Origin of the sequence: Candidatus Electronema sp. PJ, from assembly GCF_048287395.1 — a bacterium.
Taxonomy (GTDB): Bacteria; Desulfobacterota; Desulfobulbia; order Desulfobulbales; family Desulfobulbaceae; genus Electronema.
On the sequence record NZ_JBLWEO010000092.1, the window covers coordinates 22233 to 28912 of the forward strand.

General features: G+C 53.3%; 4 protein-coding genes. 2 read left to right on the forward strand and 2 right to left on the reverse strand.

Annotation, left to right across the window (positions count from 1 at the left end; all coding sequences use genetic code 11):
- Window positions 1–9: 9 nt before the first annotated feature.
- Window positions 10–1131: a dinitrogenase iron-molybdenum cofactor biosynthesis protein gene (locus ACNKIB_RS14425; protein ID WP_417911270.1), complete on the reverse strand. Its 1122-nt coding sequence runs from the start codon at window positions 1129–1131 to the stop codon at window positions 10–12.
- Between the two features lie 444 nt (window positions 1132–1575).
- Between ACNKIB_RS14425 and ACNKIB_RS14430 the strand changes: the two genes are divergently transcribed.
- Window positions 1576–2073: a hypothetical protein gene (locus tag ACNKIB_RS14430; RefSeq protein ID WP_417911271.1), complete on the forward strand. Its 498-nt coding sequence runs from the start codon at window positions 1576–1578 to the stop codon at window positions 2071–2073.
- On the forward strand, window positions 2070–3797 hold the full coding sequence (locus ACNKIB_RS14435; protein ID WP_417911272.1) for a caspase family protein: 1728 nt from the start codon (window positions 2070–2072) through the stop codon (window positions 3795–3797). Before ACNKIB_RS14430 ends, ACNKIB_RS14435 begins: the two co-directional genes overlap by 4 nt.
- 60 nt (window positions 3798–3857) lie before the next feature.
- Here the strand turns inward: ACNKIB_RS14435 and clpB are convergent, their stop codons facing one another.
- Window positions 3858–6446, reverse strand: a complete 2589-nt coding sequence (gene clpB / locus ACNKIB_RS14440; RefSeq protein WP_417911273.1) for an ATP-dependent chaperone ClpB — start codon at window positions 6444–6446, stop codon at window positions 3858–3860.
- Window positions 6447–6680: the final 234 nt, after the last annotated feature.

The following is a 6680-nucleotide window of genomic DNA, read 5'->3' on the forward strand; positions in this document are numbered from 1 at the left end:
CTCTTCTCCTTATTTTTTGCCGCATTTATTCTTCTTCCCGCCGCCGTACAGCACATCGACGAGACCTTCAATATTGTCCTCGACCAGCAGTATCTTCACATCGTGCGCAGCCAGTACCTTCTGCGGATTTTCCCCAGCTTTTGCCGCCACCAGAGCAAAGCAATCAAAGAGGCATTCACGGAACAGGGCCTCCCAGCGAGAAGTGCCCGCCTCCGGCACATCGCGCACCGTGAGCAGCGAGGGCAGGCTGTCTTCGTTGCGCGGCCCGTAGATGAGGATTTTGTCGGCCTGACCGAGGTGCAAATCCACTTCCATGCCGTTGCTGCTAACCACAGCCACGTTAGGCCGCTCCTTCGTCGGCTGAGGCAGGAGCATTCCAGCTAAACTGCCACTGCTGCTGGGCGGAGTGAAACAGGAAGAGCCGTATTCGGCTAAGTCCAGATACGCCGCCGCGTCTTGCTGGGCTTTTTTCAGCATTGTTGCATCGCAGGCAGGTAATTCCTCCTCGCCAGCAACCGGCTCAAAGGGCAGCATGGTCATTGAGGATGCGCCGAGCCTGGCCATCTTTTCCGCAATCGCCGACACGTGCTGATCGTTGAGGCCTGGGTAAACCGTGGTCTGAATGTTCACCTTTAGTCCAGCTTGAGCCAAAGCCGCGACTGCTTTTTCCTGCTCGATAATTAACATCTCCGCTGCTTGCGCCAGCGGCACGGTCTTCTTGCTCGGACGAATCCAGAGGTAAATTTTTTTGCTAATTTCGCCAGCCACCGCCTCAACTTGCAGGCTGATCTGCGCCACCTGCTGTCGTTCTGCCAGCGCAACGGCTAAAGGCACAGCCCCTAGCCCAGCAGCCGTTATCTTTACGAGGAGATGCGGAAAATTTATCTTGAGCAGGTCAAGCGCAGCCAGTAGTAACTCCGGCACAGCCAGTGCATCGCCGGGACCGCAGAGGTTCACGCCGCGTATCTCCTTACCACCTTTGATCAGCTCGCCAAGCCAAGCGACTGCCTCCGCAGGTGGCATGGCCGGGACTATTGCTTGGCCGTGACCGAAGCGTTTGCCGCAAACGGCCTGCGGCGCAACTGGCAGGATCAGGCTGTCAATCCGCATGGATTTTGCACAGGCTTTCATTGCTCTTTCAATAGGCAGAAGAGTCATCTTTTTTGCGGCGCAGTTCACCGCTCTTATCCTTGAGAAAGCAAGAACCGTGCCAAGGTGAAAGAGAGATAATTTTTCAGCAAAATTATCAGGCTAGACAAAGATGCTCCATATCCCCTCCTGTTCATTTTCGCAGACAGGATGACAATATGGTGGGCGATACAGGCATTTTTGTCAGACTTGCGCCACAATGTTGTCGCAGCTGACAAACAGGAAGCTGCAACAACATAACTCCTAATACTGCCTGAATATAATAGATTCCACAGACTGCTATCAAAGCAGAAAGGGACAGGCATTACGCCTATTCTCTTTCTTGAAATGAAGCTGCCTTGTCTTTCAGGATTGTCAGGCTGTGCTATGCCGGGTATGTTTGCATTGAAATGGAGATAACTAACTGAAACCGAACAGGAGACCGCGATGGACGAGGTGAAAATTTTTGTTGAGCTGCCGCAAGAAGTGGAAAAATGGCTGATTCAGAACGAGACCAGCTTGGCGCGGCTGCTCCGGCAGCAGGGCGTGGAGGTAAGGGAGAGCCATGAGCTGAATCCGTTCTGCGGTGAGGATGGCAACGCAACAGCACGGGAATTATCCCTTTCCTTTGCAGTCAACTGCATGGCTGCGGCGGCATTTGTTGCCGCAGTCGGCATAGTAGCGGACAACATCCTCGCCACCATGAACAAGAAAACGGAGCAGGCACCAATCCGCAGCTTGACTATGGTGCGGGACGCGAAAGGCAATCCGGTTTTCGGCAAAGATGGCAAGCCGCTTTATGAGCTTACTGAAACTCCGGTGCTACAGGAGCCAAGGGCGGAGAACAGAACGGCAGGTGTTGAATTTCAGGTGAAACTACCAAAAGACGGCGCAGTTTTTCTGCTGCGCATCGGCTCCTCCCGTCAGGAAATAGTCCAGCAATGAGCTTCCGGGCTTTTGTTGTCGGGGCGGATTATCATCTGCAATTTGCGCGGGCAGATGCGGAGCGGATTGCAGATGCGCTGGCAACGCTGGGCTATGAATTGCCTGAGCCGCGTATTCCGCCGCCGGAGGAATGCAGTGATTCCATCATCGCCCGCTTAAAGAAATTTGCCACTGACAGCAGGCCAGATGACACCTTGCTCTTTTATTTTGCAGGACATGGAATTCCTCGGGAAGATTTGTACTTGGTTCTTCCTTTAGATGATCCAGATCGAAATCCTATACAGACATGCCTAAGCATGATAGAGATAAGCAATGTATTTAAACGCAGTGCTGCGGCAACGAAAATAATTATTCTTGATTGCTGTCATGCAGGAAAGGCATTCAATATGACGGATTTTGTTTTTTCTGATAATTGCTTAGTCGTAACGGCATCTGATTTTTTTGAACGTGCTGTGGAATTTAAAGATCGGAAGGCTGGTTTTCTCAGTTATAATTTGCGTAAAGCCATGACAGAATATTTGTCAAAAATTACAAATAATTCAAGGGTTACATTAGGGTTGCTTCAAAGTTATCTTTGGGGAAAGGTGGAACAGCACAATCAACGGCATACCGACAAAGTACCAGACATTTCTATAGTTTCAAAACAGAAACATGAGATCGTAATAGCCGAGCTTGCTGCAAATCAGGTTGCAAGATTGTCTGGAATACGATTAACATCAGAAAATATCAAGAAAATTGCTCAAAAAGAGAATCTTAAAAAGGATAAAAGCAGCAATATTATTATAACGGCATTGAAACTTCTTGATAGAGAAGCAGCAAAGCCTTTCGCTAAAAAGCTACTTGAGGAAAGGCAAGGGGTTGATATAACATGTACCGCTTTGAAACTTCTTGACAGAGAAGAAGCAAAGCCCTTCGCCAGAAAATTGCTGGAGGCGGAAGGGCAAGCTGCCGATGTCATCTGCACTGCCCTGAATCTTTTGGACAAAGATGAGGCCAAGCCTTTTGCAAAAAAACTGCTGGAAAAGGAAGGCCAGGAGCATCAAATCATCTGCACTGCCCTGAATCTTTTAGATCGTGAAGAAGCCAAACCTTTCGCCAGAAAACTGCTGGAGAAGGACGGCCAGAGTTTTGAAGTCATCTACACTGCCCTGAGCATCTCCGGCGAAGATGCGGCAGATTACGCAGCTGGTGTTCTGGACAACTGGCAGCAGAAGCCATTTAATGTGGTGCTGCGCTGTCTCAACATCGCGCCCGCCAGCAGGCAGGCGGAGGATGTCATTTCTTTCCTGCTGAAAAAGAAAAGGAATCAGTATGAATACTTCAGACTCCTTGAGTTCCCATTTCCTGCCATTCCAGCGTGGCAGGAAGAGACCCGGCACATCATCAGCAAATGGAAATATACCAGCAGACAGACTGTTGCCGCTGTACTGCGGCATTATCTTGATGATCCTTTTCTGCTGAACAAGTCCTGCTTTGAAATCCTCAGCCAGTGGAAATATGACATAGAATATCAGCGTAAAAAATTTTCCAAAACAATCTGCACTGATCATATCCTCATTGCCCTTGGTCATCCGCATCTGCGCGTTCCCGCCCAACGCAGTGCCGCCGGGATGCTGCTGCGGGAAAAAGAGCAGCCCGGCTTTCTCGGCGACAAGCTGCTTCAGGCGGCGGAGGCGATTGTTAACGAAGGCATGTATCCTGATTGGGAAAAAGAGGCTGACTGAGGAAAAACAAAATGGCAGACCAAAGCCTGCCCTTTTTCGAGAGAGATAAAGCAGCCAGCCTTACGTTCTGAAAACCAACCTTCCCTCCTCCCCTTTATCAATCACAATCCTGTCGCCTTCACCAAACCTGCCTTCCAATATCTCCAAAGCCAGCGGGTCTTCAATCTGCCGCTGAATAGCCCGCTTCAAAGGCCGCGCACCGTAGGCGGGATCATAGCCAGCATCCACCAAGAAGAGCTTGGCCGCCTCGGTCAATTCAACAGAGAACTTGCGGTCGGCAAGACGTTTTGCCATTCTTGCAATCTGAATGTCCACAATTTGAAGCAAATCCTCGCGGCTCAGGCCGTGGAAGGTGATGATTTCATCAACCCGGTTGAGGAATTCCGGTTTGAACTGCCGGTGCAGCAATTCATCCACCTGCTGCCGCATTGCCTCCGGGTTGCGCTGCCCCAGCTCCATGATGATCTGACTGCCGAGATTGGAAGTCATGATGATGATCGTGTTCTTGAAGGAAACCGTGCGACCTTTGCCGTCAGTCATGCGGCCATCATCAAGAGCTTGCAGGAGGACATTGAAGACATCGGGATGCGCTTTTTCAATTTCATCCAACAGCACGACAGAGTAAGGCCGCCTGCGCACGGCTTCGGTCAGCATTCCGCCTTCATCGTAACCGACATAGCCAGGAGGCGCGCCGATCAGGCGGGCCACGGAGTGCTTCTCCATGTATTCGCTCATGTCAATGCGGATCATGGCCTGCTCGGAATCAAAGAGAAAATCCGCCAAGCTGCGGGCCAGCTCGGTTTTGCCGACACCGGTCGGGCCAAGGAAAATGAAGGAACCGAGCGGCCTGTCCGGGTCTTGCAATCCGGCACGGGCGCGGCGCACTGCGTTGGCGACCGAAACGATGGCCTCTTTCTGGCCGACCACGCGCCGGGCGAGCTGCTGCTCGGCCTGAACCAGCTTTTCCTTCTCACCTTCCAGCAGCTTATCCACCGGAACGCCCGTCCATTTAGCGACAACCGCCGCCACGTCCTCCGCGCTGACCTCCTCCTTGAGCATCTGGTGCTCCTGCTGCACCTCAGCCAGCTTGCGGTTTTCGGCCTCCATTTCTTTTTCCAAGGCAACAATGCGGCCATAGCGGATTTCCGCCACCTTGCTCAGATCACCGGCCCGCTCCGCCCGCTGCTCCTCGCTGCGGGCCTCGTCAATCTTGGTTTTAATCGCCCGGATGCGCTGGATGACATCCTTTTCCAGCTGCCACTGGCCCTTCATGGCATTGAGCTTGTCGTTCAATTCGGCCAAGTCTTTCTTCAGCCGAGCAAGCTGCTCTTGAGATGCCTTGTCCTTCTCTTTTTTCAACGCCTCCTGCTCGATCTCCATCTTGATCCGCTTGCGCTCCAGCTCGTCAATTTCGGTGGGCATGGAGTCAATCTCGATGCGCAGCTTGGATGCTGCTTCATCAATCAAGTCAATGGCTTTGTCCGGCAGAAAGCGGTCGCTGATGTAGCGGCTGGAGAGCACAACCGCCGCCACAGTCGCCGCATCCTGAATGCGCACGCCGTGATGCACCTCGTATTTTTCCTTGATGCCGCGCAGGATGGCGATGGTGTCCTCTTCGCTCGGCTCCTGCACCAGAACCGGCTGGAAACGGCGTTCGAGGGCCGCGTCTTTCTCAATATATTTGCGGTATTCGTCCAGCGTGGTCGCACCGACGCAGTGCAGCTCGCCGCGAGCCAAGGCGGGCTTGAGCATGTTCGAGGCATCCATCGAGCCTTCCGCCGCGCCCGCGCCGACAAGGGTATGAATTTCGTCAATAAAGAGGATGATCTCCCCGGCTTTTTTCTCCACCTCTTTCAGAACCGCCTTGAGCCGGTCTTCAAATTCGCCCCGGTATTTCGCGCCCGCGATGAGCAGGCCAAGATCAAGGGCCAGCACCTGCTTGCCCCGCAGCGAGGCCGGGATGTCGCCGTTGACAATGCGCTGCGCCAAGCCCTCAACGATGGCGGTCTTGCCCACGCCCGGCTCGCCGATCAGCACCGGGTTGTTCTTGGTGCGGCGGCTGAGAACCTGAATAATCCGGCGCACTTCTTCATCGCGGCCAATGACAGGATCGAGCTTGCCGCGCCGCGCAACATCGGTGAGGTTGCGGGCGTATTTTTCGAGGGCCTGATATTTGTCTTCCGGGTATTGATCCGTGACGCGCTGATTGCCGCGAATGACGGTCAGGGCTTGCAGAAACTTGTCCGCTGTGATGCCAAGCCGCTCCAGCATTTTCGCAGCGGCAAGGTGGCCGCTTTTGAGGACAGCAAGGAAAAGGTGCTCTTGGCTGACATATTCGTCCTGCATGGCCGAGGCTTCTTTGAACGCCTGGTCGAGCAGCTTGCTGAAATTCTGGGACGGATAGACCTGGCCCGCGCCGCTGCCGCTGACCTTGGGCAGCTTGTCAATGAGCTGCTGCGTTTCGCTGAGGACGGCGGCGGGGTTCGCGCCCATCTTCTGCAAAACCGGAACCGCAACGCCTTCAGGCTGCTCCAGCACCGCCTTCAGCAGGTGCTCCGGCTGAATTTCCTGATTGCCGAACTGCTCGGCCAAGCTGACAGCGGCCTGCACCGCTTCCTGCGATTTGACAGTGAATTTGTCGAGTTTCATGGCTTCCTCCGTGGGGTGACTGTGCAGGAGAAAATAAGATTTTTTTGCAGGCTGTCAATGCGGGGAGGGATTGAAGACGGCGGCTGACCTGTCTGAGCTATCTTCACTTTAGCGGACACACCAATTACCCTGACAGGAACAGGAGGTGTGTTTATGGGCTATCGCAGGTACGATTCCGATTTCAAGCGAGAAGCCGTGCGCATGGTTGTTGAAGAGGGAGTTGGTATTCGCGAG